Source organism: Pseudohongiella spirulinae, assembly GCF_001444425.1.
In the GTDB taxonomy this organism is placed as follows: domain Bacteria; phylum Pseudomonadota; class Gammaproteobacteria; order Pseudomonadales; family Pseudohongiellaceae; genus Pseudohongiella; species Pseudohongiella spirulinae.
Genome location: NZ_CP013189.1, coordinates 1,468,599 through 1,484,246 on the forward strand (window position 1 = coordinate 1,468,599; position 15,648 = coordinate 1,484,246).

Here is a 15,648-nt window from a genome sequence, read left to right on the forward strand (position 1 = left end):
GGCCATACAGAGCCGGAGTGCTGCGCGAATTATTCGTTAAGCCGGGCTCTGCTTGACCCTCAGCCGTTGCTGCCGCGAATCCAGTGCCAAGCGGCAGACTGCCGGGATCACCAGCAGAGTCTGGATGGTTGAAGCCAGCAGCCCTGAGATAATCGCCCAGGCCATTGGTGGCCATAATGTCGACGCCGAAAACGCCAGCGGCAACAGACCGGCAATAGTTGTTGCCGTGGTCAGCAGAATGGGCCGGGTTCGCCGTGTGACTGCCTCATTAACCGCTTCATTGATACCCATGCCGCTTTTTAGACGTTGGTCGATCAGATCCAGCAGGACGATAGCGTTATTAACGACAATGCCCACCAATGCGATGATGCCAAGCAGCGGCTGGAACCCAAATGGCGAGTTGCTCAATACCAGTCCCGGAAAAATACCGGCCGCAGCCAGCGGGACGGTCAGCAGAACAATGCCTACTCGTGTAAACGAATTGAACTGCATCAGCAGGAAGAATAGCAGCAATAAAATGCCAATGGGTGCGGTGTTGAATATTGCCTGATTGGCTTCCCCGGCACTTTCGGCATCCCCGCCAAGTTCTATGCGTGTGCCAGACGGTAATGGATTTTCTTCCAATTGCGTATTCAGGGATGCCAGTATCTGGCTGAAGCTGAATCCGTCAGCCAACCCCGAGGTGACTGAGTAGACGCGTTGACCGTTGCGATGTTGAATCGCTGCTGGCTGCCAGTCCGCGGACACGGTGGCAATCAGGCTCAGCGGTATGGCGTCATTGCGCGCATTATAGACATAACCCGACAATATCTGTTCGGCGGAAGACTGCAGTCCAGCGTGTGAGCGCACCACAATAGGGATCGGATCGCGCTCTTGACGGTACTGCTCTGCCGTGAAACCGAGACTGCGGCCAAACAGCATTCTGGCCACATCAGCCCGATTGATGCCGTATCGCTGTGCCGTGGCGTCGTCAACAGTCAGTTTCAATACCGGCGTACCGAGATCGATGTCGTGGCGCACATCGACGGCGCCTGGCGTATTCTTGACGACCTGAAAAACCTGCTCGGCGGCGGCCAGTCGTGTGCGGTCATCAGTATGATAGATGCGCACTTCAACCGGGGCGACGCGGGGAGGGCCCTGGGCCAGGGTCCCGGCAGTGACATCCAGATCAGGTAGTGACTCGCTGGTATAAGTACGAATCCAGTCCATGAAGGGGCCGGTGTCAGAAAGTCTCTGCAGATTGACCACCAGGCGAGCGCGATTGGGTGCCCGCGTCGAGTTGGGCAGGTTGTAGTAAAAACCCGGGCCGGTAAAACCGACGAAACGGTGCACACTGACTACGTTGTCCTGTTGACGGATCATTCTCTCCAGATCAGCCGATACATCGTCAGTTCGCTCCTGATCTGTACCCTCAGCCAAAAACATTTCAACCACGACCTGGGGCCGATCGGCATTGGGAAAAAACTGCACATTCAGCATGGTGATTGTGTACAGGCTTGCCAGTACAATTGTCAGGCCTGCCAGAATGATCAGCCGCGGCGCGCGTTCGCTGCAAGCCGCCAACCAGGCACCCAGGGCGTCGAACCAGGCGCTGCGCCGGGTCGGTGAAGGTTTCAGGAACCACGCGGCCAGCAAAGGCACCAGACTGACTGCGATCAGATAGCTGACGCTCAATGTCAGCATAATCATGACCGGTATGCCGCGGGTAAAGTCAGCAGTGCCGCCGGTGGAGAGCAGCAGGGGGGTAAAGGCGGCCAGCGTTGTGCCAGTCGATGAGCCCAGCGGCCCAGCCAGTTCGCTGACGGCGGCTCCGGCAGCGTCGGACGGTGTGGCGCCTTCGTTAATGCGATTCTGGACATTTTCAATCATGACGATGGCGTTATCGATCAGAATGCCAAGTGAAATCACCATGCCAATCACGGCTATCTGGTGCAGCACGCCGTTGCCCAGGTTATAGATTCCCAGCGTAATGACGGTGACCACGGGTAATACCGAAGCGACCAGAATGCCCATACGCAGTCCCATGCCCAAAAATACAATGACAGTAATGATCAGCATACTCAGCAGCAAGTTGCCCATCAGGTCTGACAATCGTCGTTCCACCTGATCTGGCTGAAAGAAAAGTTCTTGTATTGTCAGCGGTGCGAACTCTGCCCGCAGACCCTCAACTCTGTCACGTAGCAGTCTGCCGAATCCAATAGCGTCAGTTTCGTTGCTACGTGCGTGAATGCTGAGAGCGACCACTCTTTCGCCGTCCTGATAAGTGACCGGCTGCATGGGGTCCAGTGGGCCACGCCAAAGATCAGCCAGGGTCGACAAGGGCACTTGACCACCATCTGGCAAGGAGATTTGAGTTGCTGCCATCTCATCGATATCACGGAATTCGGTGTTGGCAAGCAGTGTAATCCTTAGCCCATCCCTGATAATAAATCCGCCTGGCAGGATTTGATTACGCTGTGCGAGCTGATTGGCGACTGTGCCGGGGCTCAAACCCAGACGGGCAAGATCGGGGTCACGCAAGGCGATGTTGATCTGCTGCGCGACATCGCCCTCTATTTCGATACGTGATAACCCCGGCAAGCCGGTCAAAGCGCGCTTGAGGCGTTCTGCTGCCAGAGACAGCTCGATAGCTGAAGCCGAGCCAGCCACCGCCAGCACGGCGGCAGGCGTACCCATGATCCGGTCATCCAGCGAGAGTTCCGTCAAGCCTTGAGGTATTTCCAGACGCGCTCTGTCCATGGCCTGACGGACACGCTCCCATGCCGGTGCTGTGTCGTAAATGTCCTGACGCAGGGCCACACTGACCAGAGCGACACCTGTGCGGGCGACGGCTGTGAAATCATCGACTTCTTCAACCTGGGCGATTTCCTGTTGCAGTGGCTCCAGAACCAGACGTTCCATGATTTCTGCAGTGGCACCCGGATACAGCGCTGTTACCAGACCGGCGCGACCAGGAAAGGTAGGATCTTCCTGCCGTGCCATGCTGCCGTAAGATGCCAGGCCGCTGATAAACAGCATGGAGGCAACCAGCACGATTAATCGTGGACGTGACAGAATTTGCCTGATCATGGCAGCACCCGGATTCGATCGCCATCTGCCAGGCGGGTCAGACCGGTATAGACCAGTTGTGTACCCGCCGGCAGACTATCCATTGGCAAAGCTGCATGTTCCCCCCGAATACTGAGCACTGTAACCGGGGTTCTCCGCACAATATCGTTTTCCACGACAAAGACAGTCAGGCCTTCGGCAGAACGCATCACGGCGGTCATGGGCACAAGCAGCTGCGGCTGTTGATCCATAGGTATACCGACTTCAATGGATATGCCAGTTTGCAGGCGGCTATCATCCAGCGCGACAACGACAGGATACAGTGCTATATCACTGGTGTTACCCTTGCTGATATCAATGACCGTGCCGGTGGTGGTCAGATCGGTCATCGGAACCTTGACCGGTAGCGTCTGCCCCAGGCTGAGGTTGGCTTGCAGATGTGGGGGAATGCGTATCTCAGTCTCCAGCCCCTGGGACGACGAGATGCGCATGACTGGCTGACCGGCCTGAACAAACTCCCCCGGCTGCAGCAGCACAGACTCCACGTTGCCGGCGAATGGTGCTGTCAGCCGGGTTTCGTTCAGTAGTTGCTGTGTCTGGTTCAGGCTGGCGCGTGCCGAGGCAATAGCTGATTCAAGACTTTCGGTGCGGGTTCGCACCTGTTCCAGTACCTGTAAAGAGACCATTTCGCGCGCATATAATGTCTCAAGGCGCTGCAGTTCGCGCGCGTTTTGCGCAGCGTCGGTTTCCAGTTGAGCCAGAGCGGCCGCAGCGGCATCACGCGCGGGTTGCAGCGCGGGATTATGGAGCGTTGCAAGCACCTGTCCGGGCTCAATTGATTGGCCTAGCTCTACATGGCGCTCGCGTAATACGCCATTGATCTGGAAGGCTAGCGTGGCGCGTTGCCTGACTCTTGAGACACTGGCAAAATGCAGCGTCCCGGGCTGCTCGCTGAGCCTTACAGTGCTGACACGGACCGGGGTAAGAGGCGTGTCAGCGAGAGCAGCGGGCGTGTTGTCGGCATCGCTCTGGCAGCCGGGCAGGATCAGAAAAAACAGGGTCAGGCACAGGTATTTCATGCTGAACATCAGCCGAGCTCGGGATAACCACCACATACGGCACACTCCGGGATATTGGTCGGGTCGTTGACATATTGTCAGAGATTGACATATTGTCAATATGTCAGCCGTAATTGAGGATAAAGATCACAGTGACGCAAACGAAAGCAACAGCCGATCTAGCGGACAGGAGACGTCTGCTGGAAAAAAAAGCTCGCTACGAGGCCATAGTGGATGCCGCTGAGCAGATGTTTTTCAGCCAGGGTTTTGAGCACACGACTATGGATGATATCGCCAGGCGGGCACAATTGAGTCGTGCGTTACTGTATGTCTACTTTCGTGACAAGGCCGCTATTATGCGCGCCATTATGCTGCGTGCCGCTCAGATGCTGCTGTCGCGCTTCAAAAAGGCGTTAGAACAGGGACAGGATGGCGTGGCGCAGATAGAGGGCATTGGCCGGGCCTATTATCTGTTTTCACAGCAGCTTCCGGATTATTTTGATGTGTTGACCAATGTTTCCACGTTTCCGGAACCAGAAATAGCAGATGAATTGCAGCACGAAATGCTCAGTTGCAGACATGATATCAATCAGACTATGGTTGCTGCGCTTCTTAATGGACTCGAGGATGGTACCTTGAGCCGGGACAAAATTGTGGACCCGCTGCAGACGGCATTTTACTTGCAGGGTGCCCTGCATGGAGTCATTATGCAGACCCGCCGGGCGTGCTGTGAACCCGGATCATTTGCCGATGCCGATGCATTGGTGCGCTACACCATCAAATCGCTTACAACCTCCATACAAGCCTAGTAATTGCCGGAATCCAACTATATGTCTTCAGGACCTGATCGTTCCTTAATCTTAAACCGTCGTGATATTGATTTTTTACTGTACGAATGGCTCAAGGTTGAATCACTCACCGAGCTGCCACGCTACCGGGATCATTCCCGGGAAACGTTTGATGCGGCGCTGGATCTGTCTGTGCAGATTGCGGAACAACATTTTGCCACGCACAACAAAAAAAATGATGCTAATGAACCCTGGTTTGATGGTGAGCGGGTTCACCAGATTCCGGAAATCAAGCAGGCACTGGACACCTTTGCCGATGCGGGTCTGATAGCAGCGGGACAGGATTATGAACTGGGTGGTATGCAGTTGCCGACCGTGGTGGAAAAAGCCTGTTTTGCCTGGTTTCTGGCCGCCAATGTCGGCACCGCCGCCTATCCGTTTCTGACCATAGGTAACGCGAATCTGTTGCTGGCACATGGTTCGGCTGAACAGATCGACACCTGGGTGCGTCCTATGATGGAAGGGCGTTTCTTTGGCACTATGTGTCTGTCTGAGCCTCAGGCTGGTTCATCTCTTGCTGATATTCGCACCCGCGCAGAGCCTGCCGAGGATGGGACTTTCCGGCTGCACGGCAACAAGATGTGGATCTCGGGTGGTGAACACGAGTTGTCCGAAAACATTGTGCACCTGGTGCTGGCGAAACTGCCCGGTGCGCCGGCTGGTGTCAAAGGAATCTCGCTGTTTCTGGTGCCCAGGTTCCTGTTGAATGCTGATGGTTCAATTGCTGACCGAAATGATGTGGTGCTGGCAGGGCTGAATCACAAAATGGGTTATCGTGGCACGACTAACACACTGCTCAATTTTGGTGAGGGCAGGTATCGTCCCGGTGGGCGCGCCGGTGCTGTTGGTTGGTTGGTCGGGGAGCCTCACAAGGGACTCAGCTACATGTTCCATATGATGAACGAGGCGCGAATCGGGGTCGGTCTCGGGGCAGCAGCACTAGGTTATACAGGTTATCTGCATTCCCTGCAGTACGCGCGCGAGCGACGGCAGGGCAGGTTGCCGATCAACAAAGACCCGAGTTCAGATCCGGTGCCGCTGATTGCGCATGCCGATGTGCGACGCATGCTGCTGGCTCAAAAATCATACGTGGAAGGCGGTCTGGCGTTGAACCTGTATTGCGCATGCCTGGTTGATCAGGAGCGTGAGGCGCTGCCGGAAGAGCGTGATCAGGTTACGCTGTTACTGGATATGCTGACGCCGATTGCCAAGAGCTGGCCCTCTCAGTGGTGCCTGGCGGCCAATGATCTGGCTATCCAGGTACATGGCGGTTACGGCTATACCCGTGACTACAATGTTGAGCAGTTCTATCGGGATAACCGGCTAAACTCGATCCATGAAGGCACCCACGGTATCCAGGCACTGGATCTGCTGGGCCGCAAGGTGGTGATGCAACAGGGGGCCGGTCTTGACCTGTTGGTGCAGACTATTCAGCAATGCACTCGTTCAGCTGCCGCTGTGCCTGTGCTGGCTGAATACGCGGCAGAGCTGGATGCGGCTGTATTCCGGATTGTAGAGATTACTCGACAACTTCATCGCACCGGGCAGCCTGAGCTGACACTGGCGAATGCCAGTATTTATCTGGAAGCGATGGGACACATTGTCATGGCATGGATCTGGCTGGAGCAGTTACAGGTGGCTGCTGGCAGGGATGATGATTTTTATCGTGGCAAAATGCAGGCAGGGCAGTACTTTTTCCGCTGGGAACTGCCCAAAATTTCACCATGGCTCGATTTGCTGGCATCCATGGATACAAGCTGTCTGGATATGCGCGATGGTTGGTTCTGAACAAATGTAACAGAATGTTTCATGATTGCGGATGGTCTGACAACAGAGCAAGTGTCCGCTGACAGCCTGGCCTCTATATGTACGGGTACCCTGATTGGTAGCAAAGGGCTGTCATAAAAATGTCACTAAAGCAAATTGTGTCAGCTTTGTAACGGAAAGTGTGATTTTTTTTGCATTTGACAAGATTTTACTCTGAATCCCTTATAGTCACATGATCACGGAATAAATATGATTAGCGCGGCGTTGGCTTTGCTGATCATCTTGTTCGGTGATCATCAAGAGATATCACGACCAATTAAAATTACAATCGGAGTGAGATAAAATAATGACTACACAAGATAAGTCGAGTTACTTGCGACGGGTGATTGCTGCCTGTATCGCCGGTTCGCTGTCTGTGCCGGCTGCATTGAATGCGCAGCCTGCGGACAATCCTGAAATTGAGGAAGTAGTGGTAACTGGTTCCTTTATCCGAAACAGTGCATTTGCGCAAAACAACCCCGTAGATAATGTCACTCAAGCAGAAATTCTCGAGTCTGGTGCGCCCAATATGGGTAACTACATTCGGGATCTGACTTACACACAAAATACCAACACAGTCGCTAATGTGAACGCAGGCAATAGTGGCGGACAAAGCAGTGTTGGCACCACCTTTAACCTGCGAGGTCTTGGTGAAAACAGCACACTGACCCTGATGGATGGTATGCGATCCGTCGATCCTGCTATTAACACCCTGCTACCTGATATCGCGATTGATCGGATGGAAGTTGTGTTGGACGGCGGCTCTGCACTTTACGGATCGGATGCGGTTGCGGGTGTTGTCAATCTAATACCTATCAAAAGTTTCGATGGTATCCGGACCCGGGTTTCTCACCAGCGCTCTGAGTCGGGTGATTTTGAGGATAATAAGCTGGGTATATTGTTCGGACGTCAATTTGGCAACGGTCTGAATTGGGTTGTGGCTGGTGACTATGCGAGAACCACGCCGCTGATGCATTTTGAGAGACCGCGTTCATTGCGCGCGGATTATGGCTGGACCACGTCAGGTGGCGTAGGTGTATGGCGTGAGCTGGTGGGCGGTACTCCGGACCCGGGTGAGATTCACGGTGGACGACTTGTTGCGCCTAGCCTGGTTGATCCGGATTGTGGTGCTTTCAATGATGTTACCGATTTTGGCCAGGTTAACAACAATCCCAGCGGTATCCGGCTGGGTAGCAACTGCTACTTCAATTACGGACAGCAGTGGCCTTTGGCAGAAGGCAAGACTGAAGCGAATCTGTTTCAACATTTGAGCTACGAATTACCCAGTGGTGTAGTCCTGGAAGCACAAATGTCATTGGCATCACGTGAAAGTGAGAACCACAACACATTGACATATCACCTGAACGTAAACAACCGCGAGGCGTTGGTCGTTCCTGCGGCTCACCCCGCAAACCCATTCGGGGTGGATGTGGGACCGTGGGCCTGGCGTCCGTTTGCTTTATCGGGAACTCTGCCGTCTTTTGCAGATCCCGCCACCGGGGCGCGTAAGCAGACTTATGAAGATATAGTTCAGCGCTACAAAGTTGGTGCACGTTACGATATCACTGATACCTGGACTGCCAATACCTACTATTCTTCACAGCGGCAGCACCGAGATTACAACGCCCATATGATCAATATGCCGCATTTGGCGGCAGCACTTATTGGGCAGGGCGGGCCAAATGGCAATGAGTGGTTTAACCCATTCGGCTCAAACGATCCCCGGTCTCAGTTTTATCAGCCGGGTGTTACCGATAACAGTCAGGAACTGGTTGATTGGATCGCGCCGACGGTACCATTCAGAACCTCTCAACGTGAGTTGACTGTCTTTGAGGTGAACGCTACAGGTGACCTGTACAACCTGCCAGCCGGAATGGCCAGAATGGCTGTTGGTTACCAGATGCGTGATATCAAAGAGTGGAATAACGCAAACCCACTGGCAAAAGCGCGTCGTGATTACAATAGTAGTATCATCGATACGCCGCCAACTGATCGCAACTATGGTAGTTCTGTGCAGGCAGTCTATACCGAGTTCGAATTGCCTCTGCTGGAAACGGTCGACATGCAAATTGCGGTGAGACACGAAGATTTCACTACATACGATCTGCAAACGACAACACCTAAGGTGGCGATACGTTGGGAGGCACTGCCCACTCTGGCTTTTCGCGCTTCAGTAGGCGAAAGTTTCCTGGCACCGACACCCGCGGATGCTCGCCCGTTTGATCCAAACGAAAACTGTGGTGAGATCTTTTTCGGTGCTGACCCGATTACTGGTGGTACCTTGCAAGGAGGTGCAACCTGTTCTTCTGGTAATCCCGCTTTGGCGCCAGAGACTTCTGATATCTGGAACGTTGGTTTTACCTGGGAGCCTAACGACGCACTGAGTCTAAGTCTTGATTATCAGTCTATCGAGTATACGGACCGTATTCGAACCATTGGTACAGAAGATGTTGTTCGAATCGAGTTCCTGGAAATGCTGCGGGCTATCGGATCGTCAGAAGGAGCTTACGATTCAACACCCGGTTCTGCTACTCGCAGCGCTGCTAATGCGTGGCTGGCTGCAGGTGGCAGCCCTCTGGCTAGCGTAACCCGCGCCCGTGATACACAACAAGTGCAGCGTGTTGTTCGTCAGGCGAAGAATGTGAGTTCTGTCTGGATTGATTTGTTTGATATGCGTGCACGATACACTATGGATATCAACAATCTGGGCAGATTCACGACCACCTTGAGTGCTACCTACAATACCAAGTATGAGTATGCCGATGGCGGTGCTCAGATTGATGCGCTGGGTCGGCAGAATGCACTTACCGGTGTGGTTGCGCCAGTCCCGGAGCTCAAGTCGCAATTAAGGTTGGCCTGGATGAGGGAAAACCAAAGCGCTTCATTCACATATAGCTATCAGGATTCGGTTATATTTGATGACCGGGTTAACAACCTGTTAACTGGAGTTCCGGCGCCATCAGATGGTAAGGTGCGCCACTGGAGCATTGCCAACGCGCAGTATACACACGTGCTCGATCAGTTCTTTGATAGCGAGATTACCTTAAGCGCCGGGATAAACAACGTGTTTGATCGACTGCCGCAGCGACTACCCGTTCTTGGCGGGTTTGAAAGTCGGCTTCACAGCCCTTGGGGACGCCAGTTTTGGGCATCTGTTGAGTGGCAGCCATTCTGATCGGCTGAAGTTTTAGCCAGGATGATTGAGAGGGGGGTCGGGGTTGGAAGTTTGTGTATCGGGCGCCGACCCGTTCGTTCCCGATGATTGCCATCAATAACAAAAAAGCCGACAGGAATCCCTGCCGGCTTTTTTAGTTTGTTCTTGCTGTTCATACAGGCTTCAAGAGCCTGTCATCGTTGATCTGATATTACAGACCGACGACGTTCTCAGCCTGCAAACCTTTGGCGCCTTTGGTTACAGTGAATTCAACGCGCTGGCCTTCAGCCAGAGTCTTGAATCCGGCAGATTTGATTGCGCTGTAATGTACAAATACATCGGCGCCGCCATCTTGCTGAATGAATCCAAAACCTTTTGACTCGTTGAAAAATTTAACCTGACCTGTCACTGTAGACATATTACATTTCCTTAAAAATTACTTAAATATTAAACAACGGCGACACCATACGGTGATCCGCGAAGCAAAAAATACGATTACAAATATGAGATACAGGACGAGGGTCTAAATGCGGCACTTCGTATTGCAGACATAAATATAGCCGGTATTCTGGCTTGGTATGCATTGTACGCTTAGCGCATGGCAAGTCAACATATTTCGTATATCGACATCAGGTGATGTCATCTGGCACGTCGGTCGCATCTCAATCGACTGGCAATATGCCAATTAAAACAACGCGTTATTGTGCCTGTCTGGCAGTATTACATTATTGCTCGGGCTGGGTTATCATCTGCCTTGAATCAGAATAAAGAATCAGGGGAGAAGTTATGTCGCTCAGAATCTCACGCACTCTGCTTGTGTGCGTTATTGCCGTTTTCGGTTTCTCGTCACCTCTGACAGCAGATAACCTGTCTTATGACAACCCGGAAGCCGTGAGCATGTCCTCAGAGCGGCTGATGCGTATAACGCCCGTGATCAATCAATATGTTGACGACGGCGAGCTGGTTGGTGTGGTCAGCATGATCGCCCGGCGCGGTGAAATTGTCCATTTTGATGCCTACGGTGAGTTAAACAAGGAAAGTTCGCAGCCGCTCGCTCGTGACAGCATTTTCCGCATCTATTCGATGACCAAGCCCATCACCACACTGGCGGTGATGATGCTGTATGAAGAAGGCAAGCTGCAACTGACTGATCCAGTCGCCCGTCATTTGCCTGAGTTCCAGAATGTGCGGGTAGCCGGGCCTGGTGGATCGCTGGTGCAGCCTGAACGCCCGATGACAGTGCAGATGCTGATGACGCACAGCTCCGGACTGACCTACGGTGTATTCGGCGACACTCTGGTTGACCGGCAATACCGGGATGCGAATGTGATGGCTGCGCCGGATCTGGATACTTTCATTGACCGCCTGGGTCAGATTCCTCTGCAATACCAACCCGGAACACGTTTTCACTACAGTGTTGCCACTGATGTTCTGGGCGCACTGGTCGAGGCCGTATCTGGCATGACACTGGGGGAATTCTTCCGTACCCGTATATTCGAGCCCCTGCAGATGCACGACACTTTCTTTGAAGTGCCTGCTGACAAGCTGGCCCGCTTTGGCACTAATCATACATTTAATCCCCAGACCGGGGAGTTGGAGGTCAGTGACCGTCCGGAAGGCAGCAATTTTGTGAACCGGCGCACCTTTGAATCCGGCGGCGGTGGTTTGCTGTCAACCGCCGAAGATTATATGCGATTCAGCCAGATGGTTCTGAATGGCGGCGAGCTGGATGGTCAGCGCATTATCGGTAACAAAACACTGGAATACATGACACGCAACCATCTGCCCGGTATTTTTGGGGCTAATGGCGTTCATAATCCGCAGGAGCTGCCTGGTTTCGCCCGGGGCACGGGATTTGGTCTGGGTTTTGCGGTGGTTGATGATCAGACAGCAGCCGGCGGTGTCGGCTCTGATGGTGAGTATTACTGGGGAGGTGCCGCAGGTACCATTTTCTGGATCGATCCTGAGGAAGAACTGATTGGCATTGTCATGATTCAACACATGAATGTCCGGGTACCACTAAGAGCAACATTCAAGGCATTAACATACGCCGCGATCACTGACTGAGTCGCGGTACAATAAAAAATTGGGGAAGGTAGTATTTATGCGCTTGCATCAAGCAAGTGATCAGGTTGTCATCAGCGGCGCCGGTCTCTGGACACCTGATCATGTAGTAACAAATGAAGAATTGGTGGAGGCGCTTAACGCCTATGCAGACCGCTTTAATACTGAAAATGCGTTAGAGATTGAAGCCGGTCGTCTGGCGCCGGTGATGAAATCGGATGCCAGCTTTATTGAAAAAGCCAGCGGCATCAAGCAGCGTCATGTCTATGTTAAAGATGGCATTCTTGATATCAACCGCATGCGGCCAAGAATCGTTGAGCGTGCTGAGGGTGAGTTGAGTCACCAGGCCGAGATTGCGCTGCATGCTGCCAGAAAAGCGATGGCGGCAGCCAATAAAAAAGCGGCGGATATTGACGCTGTGATTGTCAGTTGTGCCTACACGCAGCGAGCATATCCTGCTATCGCTATTGAAGTTCAGGATGAGCTGGGCATTGAAGGGTTTGGATTTGATATGCTGGTTGCCTGTTCCGCTGCGACCTTTGCCCTGCACCGCGCTTACGAGATGGTTCGTTCCGGTACCGCCCGGGCGGTGATGGTGATTAATCCTGAGCTGGTATCTCCGCAAATTAATTTCTGTGATCGCGACAGTCATTTTATATTTGGTGATGTGGCAACAGCAGTTATTGTCGAGCGTGGTGATACAGCGAATTCAGCTTCCGTTTTTGACATATTGGGTACTCAGGCTCAAACTGTTTATTCCAACAATATCCGTTCTAATTTCGGATATATGTCACGTGCTTTTGATACCGACCCATTTGGAGTTGATAAACTTTTCCATCAGGAAGGGCGGGCGGTATTCAAAGAAGTCTGCCCTATGGCGGCGGAGCATTTGTCAGGACACCTGGCGCTTTATGGTTTCGAACCCACAGACGTCAGACGTTGGTGGCTGCATCAGGCTAATATCAATATGAATCAGCTGATCTCAAAAAAATTACTGGGTCGTATGCCCGATAATGATGAGGCGCCCATTGTGCTTGATCGTTACGCCAATACTGCGTCGGCTGGATCAGTGATTGCCTTCAGTCTGCATCATGAAGACCTGGAATCGGGTGATCTGGGTATGCTGTGTTCCTTTGGTGCTGGTTATTCCATAGGAAGTTTATTGCTGCGTAAGCGTTAAGCAAGGGAGTGCGTGAAGGTGCGTTTGTATTCAAAAGGACTGATCTTGTTTTCATTGTCAGCGTCAATCAGTCTGCCATTATTTAATAACGCTGATGCAGCTACTCCGCAGGTACGTGGACAGTGGATGGGTGCGATGGGAGAATCGGGCTTGCGTCGCTTTTATTCTGCCGGTGGTGATTTTGGCGAGGTGGTTAATCGCCTGGTGAGTTACCAGACGGCCAACAGAATCTGGAACGCACAGCAGTCCTCAGCAAATCCGCCTGCGCCCACTGATATGGAATCCCGCACGGACAGCTGGGCGATACAGAATGACTCATTGATTCCCGTTGCAACAGACCATGAGCGTCCAGTTTATGCCAGGGTAATGGTCAGGCTTGCGGGGCGTGAAGAGCAAGGTTTGATGGAAAGCACCAGTGATCGCCTGGATCTGGGCGTTTTGTATGCACCAACTCAAACATCTTACATTGGGATTGGTGTAGCCATAGATGAAAGTGCTTCTGATGTGCTTTACGCCAATGGTCGAGCCCGCGGGCAAAGTTTCGGACCGCGGTTTGATGCGGGAATAGTTTTAGGTCCGGTCTGGTCGGCCGCTATTCGTTACGACTATCTGATGTATAACGGTAACAGTACAGTAAATGTGCGTACTGCCACGGGTCCACTCACCATCAGTCGTGACAGTGCCTACGATCGTCAGTATTTACAGGCCGGGGTGCTGGCTCGTTTTAATGAAAGCCGACTGGAGTGGTTGCCGTCGCGCAGCACCCTTAATTTTGACGTGGCATTGCAGATGGTGCGCAATCACCATGAGCCCAAAACTGATAGTCTGGGGCGTGTGACAAGCGAACCTTTTGGTTATGATGAGCATCTCGCTGTACTGCGCAGCACTGTTGGCTTAACCAGACCTCTGGACGAGACCGGCAACTGGAGTGTGACAGGGCGGGTCGGGCTGGATTACGAAGTTGATACCAATATGAATTTCCCGATCGACGATCGCACTGGCATGGTTTATAGCGCTGCGCTGGTCTATCAGCTTGCACGAGGCAAACGGGTGCAGATATTGCTTGACCGTTATCAGCACGCCGATGATTACCGGAGTCGTAACAGCGTGACACTGATTGGCGTTATTGACTTCTGACTTGAGTCTGATATTGCCTGCCGAGCCAGATTGCCAGTACGAACCATAGTGCCGAGACCGGCAACATGGTTACAGCAAGACCGGAAAGTCCTATTCCGAACCAGGCCATGGCGGTATAGGACCAGGCTCCGACCTGATCACCTACCCGATATACAAATGTATCGTTGAAATTTTTGGCTTTGTATTTATCGGTACGTGATACCACAGTATAAAGTGACTCGCGGGCTGGGCGCTGAATGGCAAAATTGCCGGCACGGCGAATGATATCGAAGCTGATCACGACCAGCAGTACGGGTGCAACCGCCAGTAAACCAAACCCCACAAAACTGATCACGGGTAGCAGAGCCAGGCTGATTCCGACTCCCAGCCAGCGCAGGATTCTGCCGGTCAGAAACATCTGAACAATCAGGGTGATGGCATTGACAATCAAATCCCGGTTGGCAAAAAGCTGAGTGCGCCCGGTACGGTCATCGCCATAAACTTCATTGACGATGGCAATCTGCTGGAAATACAGGTAGGTGGAGACTATGGTAAACATCAACATCAATGCCGCGATACCCAGTAGATAGGGAGAGCGCAGCACATGATACATACCCTCAAGCACGCCGCCGCCGATCACAGCGTGTTGTTTGGCATCGACCTCGGCGCTGATTTCATCGGCTTCAGGTACCCGGCTCTGTTTCAGGTCCCGGTCTTTGCCTTCTGCTTCGTCTTTTATTGCCGCCAGTGCCAGTTTCTGTTCATTGTCGCTGAGGAATCTGGCGACATGAGCAGCGACTTCCAGCAGTACTGCAGATACCAGCAGTAGCGTGACTGGCCCCAGTCCGGCGGCCAGAAAGGATGTGATACCAGACCCGCTCAGGGCACCGGCGGTGCCCCCCACGGCAATCACACCAAACAGACGTTTGCTCTGCGACGGTCTGAATACATCATTGACCAATGACCAGAAAACCGAGATTACAAAAAGATTGAATACGCTGGTCCAGATGAAAAACACCCGGCCGGCCCAGACTTCACTGAGGCCGCTCAGGCTCTGAAAGGCCAGGTAGAACAATACCAGCTGCAACATGAAAAAGCGGTAGACCAGAGCGATAAAGCGTCGTCTGGTCATGCGCGCCACCATGGCAGTATAAATCGGATGCAGAATCATCATGCCGACGAGTGTGCCGGTAAACAGCCAGGCCAGATTTTCTACGCCGCCGGCTGCGCCCATGTCATCGCGAATCGGGCGGATGATGTAGTAGGCACACAGCAGCAGGAAATAATACAGACCGGAAAGGAAGAGCGCCGGGCCTTCGCCCTGGCGGATATTGATGGAGCGATTAATCAAAGCATGCCAGGCTGACTGCATCA

The 15,648-nt window shown here is 52.9% G+C and carries 10 protein-coding genes; 6 read left to right on the top strand and 4 right to left on the bottom strand.

Annotation, left to right across the window (positions count from 1 at the left end; genetic code table 11):
• Positions 1-36: 36 nt before the first annotated feature.
• The gene (locus PS2015_RS06645; protein ID WP_058021480.1) at positions 37-3,069 is read right to left on the bottom strand and encodes an efflux RND transporter permease subunit; all 3,033 of its coding nucleotides are present in this window, start codon (positions 3,067-3,069) and stop codon (positions 37-39) included.
• Complete coding sequence (locus tag PS2015_RS06650; RefSeq protein WP_058021481.1) at positions 3,066-4,163, bottom strand: efflux RND transporter periplasmic adaptor subunit; 1,098 nt, start codon at positions 4,161-4,163, stop codon at positions 3,066-3,068. The genes PS2015_RS06645 and PS2015_RS06650 overlap by 4 nt, the downstream gene beginning before the upstream one ends.
• Before the next feature lie 95 nt (positions 4,164-4,258).
• On the opposite strand from PS2015_RS06650, the gene PS2015_RS06655 reads away from it, so the two are divergent.
• The 3 genes from PS2015_RS06655 (at position 4,259) to PS2015_RS06665 (ending at position 9,935) form a co-directional block, all read left to right on the top strand.
• The gene (locus tag PS2015_RS06655) at positions 4,259-4,915 is read left to right on the top strand and encodes a TetR/AcrR family transcriptional regulator (protein WP_058021482.1); all 657 of its coding nucleotides are present in this window, start codon (positions 4,259-4,261) and stop codon (positions 4,913-4,915) included.
• Positions 4,916-4,936: 21 nt separating this feature from the next.
• A complete protein-coding gene (locus PS2015_RS06660; protein ID WP_058021483.1) occupies positions 4,937-6,742 on the top strand; it encodes an acyl-CoA dehydrogenase in 1,806 nt (601 codons plus the stop codon).
• A gap of 325 nt (positions 6,743-7,067) precedes the next feature.
• Positions 7,068-9,935 (top strand): TonB-dependent receptor domain-containing protein, encoded by a 2,868-nt coding sequence (locus tag PS2015_RS06665; protein ID WP_082628013.1) that lies wholly within the window; start codon positions 7,068-7,070, stop codon positions 9,933-9,935.
• A 190-nt stretch (positions 9,936-10,125) separates the two neighbouring features.
• Here PS2015_RS06665 and PS2015_RS06670 read toward each other — a convergent pair whose 3' ends face one another.
• Positions 10,126-10,332: a cold-shock protein gene (locus PS2015_RS06670; RefSeq protein WP_058021485.1), complete on the bottom strand. Its 207-nt coding sequence runs from the start codon at positions 10,330-10,332 to the stop codon at positions 10,126-10,128.
• A gap of 368 nt (positions 10,333-10,700) precedes the next feature.
• Here PS2015_RS06670 and PS2015_RS06675 point away from each other — a divergent pair, with 368 nt between their 5' ends.
• The 3 genes from PS2015_RS06675 to PS2015_RS06685 are packed head-to-tail and all read left to right on the top strand — an operon-like array spanning position 10,701 to position 14,295.
• Positions 10,701-11,981 carry a serine hydrolase domain-containing protein gene (locus tag PS2015_RS06675; RefSeq protein WP_058021486.1) on the top strand — a complete coding sequence of 427 codons (1,281 nt, stop codon included), beginning with the start codon at positions 10,701-10,703 and terminating at the stop codon, positions 11,979-11,981.
• 37 nt (positions 11,982-12,018) lie between these two features.
• A complete protein-coding gene (locus PS2015_RS06680) occupies positions 12,019-13,158 on the top strand; it encodes a beta-ketoacyl-ACP synthase III (protein WP_058021487.1) in 1,140 nt (379 codons plus the stop codon).
• A gap of 45 nt (positions 13,159-13,203) precedes the next feature.
• Positions 13,204-14,295 carry a hypothetical protein gene (locus PS2015_RS06685; RefSeq protein WP_156412678.1) on the top strand — a complete coding sequence of 364 codons (1,092 nt, stop codon included), beginning with the start codon at positions 13,204-13,206 and terminating at the stop codon, positions 14,293-14,295.
• Here the strand turns inward: PS2015_RS06685 and PS2015_RS06690 are convergent.
• Positions 14,282-15,646: an NTP/NDP exchange transporter gene (locus PS2015_RS06690; RefSeq protein ID WP_058021489.1), complete on the bottom strand. Its 1,365-nt coding sequence runs from the start codon at positions 15,644-15,646 to the stop codon at positions 14,282-14,284. The two genes, PS2015_RS06685 and PS2015_RS06690, sit on opposite strands and share 14 nt — an antisense overlap.
• Positions 15,647-15,648: the final 2 nt, after the last annotated feature.

Coding starts and splice junctions, on each gene's coding strand:
- PS2015_RS06680 (WP_058021487.1), top strand. CDS start 12,019: ATGCGCTTGCATCAAGCAAGTGATCAGGTTGTCATCAGCGGCGCCGGT.
- PS2015_RS06660 (WP_058021483.1), top strand. CDS start 4,937: ATGTCTTCAGGACCTGATCGTTCCTTAATCTTAAACCGTCGTGATATT.
- PS2015_RS06670 (WP_058021485.1), bottom strand. CDS start 10,332: ATGTCTACAGTGACAGGTCAGGTTAAATTTTTCAACGAGTCAAAAGGT.
- PS2015_RS06650 (WP_058021481.1), bottom strand. CDS start 4,163: ATGTGGTGGTTATCCCGAGCTCGGCTGATGTTCAGCATGAAATACCTG.
- PS2015_RS06675 (WP_058021486.1), top strand. CDS start 10,701: ATGTCGCTCAGAATCTCACGCACTCTGCTTGTGTGCGTTATTGCCGTT.
- PS2015_RS06690 (WP_058021489.1), bottom strand. CDS start 15,646: ATGCAGTCAGCCTGGCATGCTTTGATTAATCGCTCCATCAATATCCGC.
- PS2015_RS06645 (WP_058021480.1), bottom strand. CDS start 3,069: ATGATCAGGCAAATTCTGTCACGTCCACGATTAATCGTGCTGGTTGCC.
- PS2015_RS06665 (WP_082628013.1), top strand. CDS start 7,068: ATGACTACACAAGATAAGTCGAGTTACTTGCGACGGGTGATTGCTGCC.